Source organism: Planktothrix sp. FACHB-1355 (assembly GCF_014748295.1).
In the GTDB taxonomy this organism is placed as follows: Bacteria; Cyanobacteriota; Cyanobacteriia; order Cyanobacteriales; family Aerosakkonemataceae; genus Aerosakkonema; species Aerosakkonema funiforme_A.
This window is the reverse complement of the sequence record NZ_JACJUP010000836.1, coordinates 1-3252: the sequence shown is the minus strand read 5'-3', so window position 1 is coordinate 3252 and position 3252 is coordinate 1. Positions and strand designations below refer to the sequence as shown.

The following is a 3252-nucleotide window of genomic DNA, read 5'->3' as shown; positions in this document are numbered from 1 at the left end:
TTTTGAGAACTTCTTCTGTTTGCACTTGGCTGTCTGCTTTATTAGGATCGACTATCCATCTTACACCTAGACTGCTTCTCAGTTTTTCTAAAAGCTCTGGGAGCTGAATTGGTTTGGAAATAAAATAGTTACTGCCTGCAAAAAATGTTTGCTTTTTATTTTTAGAAGACGTACTAGCGGATATAGCAATAATCTCAGTATTTTTAAAACTTGGGATCGTTCTAATTTGCCGAATCATTTCAAAGCCATCCATTACAGGCATCACTAAATCTGTGATAATTAGATCTGGTTTGCCGATCGCAACTTGTTCTAAACCTTCCGAGCCATTACTTGCTTCAATCAGGTCAAACCCTATCGGTTTGAGAAAACCGACGATAATATCGCGGCTTTCGGCTTGGTCATCTACTACTAATATCTTCGCAGATTGCCTGCCTGTAAAACCAATTACTGCCTCCGCTTTAGTAACTTCGATCGCTTGTATTTTTTCAGATATTTTCTCCAGGTTTAACTCAAAACTAAACACGCTACCGACACCCACTTCGGAAGATACTTCTAGTTTTGAACCCATCATTTGGACGATATTGTGACTGATGGCAAGTCCCAAACCAGTTCCTTCTGCTTTGCGTCGATTCTCTCCTACCTGCTCGAAAGGTAAAAAGATTTTGTCAATCTGTTCGTTTGTCATTCCCACGCCAGTATCTTCAACTTGGAAGCGAATTTTCACAGTTTGTCTTTCTACCTTACTGACAGATCTATCGACTACGATCGCTTTGAATGTGACCGAGCCAACGTCAGTAAACTTAATCGCATTGCCCAGCAGATTAATTAAAACTTGTCTTAAACGTTTCTCATCTGCACGCACTTGTTGAGGTAAATCTGGTGAAAACTCTACCTGAAAAATCAGATCTTTTTGCTCCGCTTTAATACGGCAAATTTCTGCTACAGTTGTCAAAAAACTCGACAAATACAAATCGCTTTCATAGATTTCTAATTTCCGGGCTTCGATTTTAGCTAAATCCAAAAGGTCGTTAATAAGGTTTAGTAAATGGGAACCGCTTTGATAAATAATATTTATGCCCTTTTGGTCTTCTTTACTTAGGGTTCTAGAACGCTGCAAGATTTGCGCGTAGCCTAAAATTCCGTTTAGAGGTGTTCGCAACTCGTGGCTCATGCTAGCTAAAAAGTCGCTTTTGGCTTGGTTTGCCGCATCAGCAGCTTGTTTAGCTATCTCTAATTCTTGAGTCCTCTCCTTAACTTTCAATTCTAGGGTTCGCGAGTAATCAGCTAATTGTTGATTGACTTGTAATAACCTTTCGTTAGCTTGTTTTAGTTGTTGTTGATTGTGATAATTACTAATTAAAATGGCTGCTGAACCCAACGCCACGAATGGAGAAAATACGGGGATAACCCAACCTTGTAAAAAAGCAATATAACTAATTCCACATAGCAAGCTACCTGCAATACTAATGCTCAAAATTGTACTACCTAAAAATACATTTCTTTTCAACCAAAACCGCTGTAAAATGTTCCAAGTTAGAATCGTACTGATGCCAGACCAAACAAAAATCCAGATTTGATTGAAACTTCTATCCCAAACTCGCAACAAATGGCGTCCTTCTAAAGCTGCACTGACAATTTGGCTGGCTAAGTTGGCATGAATCACCACACCCGGAGTATAAGAAGGATCTTTAAATATGGTACTGCTGTAGGGCGTATGGAAAAGGTCGTTGAGACTGGGAGCCGTAGCACCTATGAAAACGATGCGATCGCGCATTAAATCCGGTGGAATGCGGTTGTTCAACACATCCGTCATGGCTATGCTGGGAAAATTTTCCAGTCCGCCTCGATAGTTAATTAAAACTTGGTATCCCCCGGCATCTTGATCTACATAACCTCCTTCATCGCCTCGCAAGGGAAGAAAAACTGCTTGACCCAAGCCAATTTTGTTTTGTTTGGGATTGAGAACTTTTAGTTCGATTTTTTTTGACTTTAGGTACATTAAAGCTAACTTAACTCCCAGTCCTTGCCGGTCTCGGCGAGTGTGCAAATTTTTCACGGGCATAAAGGCGCGACGCACTTTGCCATCTCCATCGAGAGCTAAGTCAGATGCCCCTACTTGATGGCGTTCCGCTAAAATCGGTGGCGGCGCGATCGTCGTTGGTGTAATTTTCTCAATGCCGATTAAGTTTGGGGTAGATTTGTAGAGGGCCACCAATTCTTGATGTCCCGGTTCCACTGGCAAATCGCGATATAAATCTAAGCCGATCGCCGCAGGCTGCTGAGCTTTAATGTTTCTTAACAGTTGCGTCAGGGTGCGATCGGACATAGGCCATTGACCTACTGCATCAATATCGGTTTCGTCTACAGTGACAATAACGATGCGAGAATCAACGCCCTCTGGCGGACGCAGGCGAAAAAACTGGTCGAGAGTTACCCATTCCAATAGTTGCAAAGCCCCAGTAGCATTGCCGACAATTACAGCTACTGCGACAGTAGGAGCGATGACAAGGATGCCTTGCCATCGCTTTATCAATTTTCCGATCTGATGCCACATCGACTACAGCTGTTCGGTCAAAGGCTGTTGGCTTAAGTCTTTAAGCCCCACTTGCTCCAAGAGTTCCACCCATTCTTGTCTGACGGTAGCATCTTCAGGCCGCGCCAGACGAGCTGAACTTAAAATAGTCAGGGTATCATACCAGATGCCTGACTTGCCGTACAGAGCTGCTAACTGGATCTCAGTCAGAGATTCATTAGCTTCTGGAGCCGGAACCCGCTTCACCCATCCCCTCACAGCATAAGAATCTGGAAGCAACGTTTCTTGTGACCGAATAAAACTCACCGACCATTGGTAGGTTTTGCCGATTTCTAAAGCTGGTGCGTTTTCCGGAAGCTTAATCGCAATGACTCCTCCGGTTTTGTTCAAATCGAAAGTGGTTTGGAAATGATACTGGCGGTCTTCGCTGTACAAGCTAAAGAAAATTTGCTTGTAAGAAGTCTGGGGAATGTAGACAAAAAAGGTGGGTCGTTCGGCTCCCGTCCTACCTATATTGCTACTGGGTATTAAAGGGGTTGGGTTGAGAAGTTGTTCGCTACGAGAACCGCCCGCCATTGTTCTGGTAGGGGCGTTGTCGTCTGGAGAAGAAAATCCGATTTCGCCGCGAGAACCACCCCCCATTGTTCTGGTGGGCCCGTTGTCGTCTGGAGAAGAAAATCCGACTTCGCCGCGAGAACCACCCCCCATCGTTCTGGTGG

2 protein-coding genes are annotated in these 3252 nt (G+C 43.8%); both read right to left on the bottom strand.

Annotated features, from left to right (window positions below; genetic code table 11):
- On the bottom strand, positions 1 to 2554 hold a 2554-nt coding region (locus H6S82_RS25685; RefSeq protein ID WP_191056919.1), incomplete at its 3' end, for a CHASE2 domain-containing protein.
- A gap of 3 nt (positions 2555 to 2557) precedes the next feature.
- The coding region (locus H6S82_RS25680) for a DUF928 domain-containing protein (RefSeq protein ID WP_191056918.1) at positions 2558 to 3252 on the bottom strand (695 nt) is incomplete at its 5' end.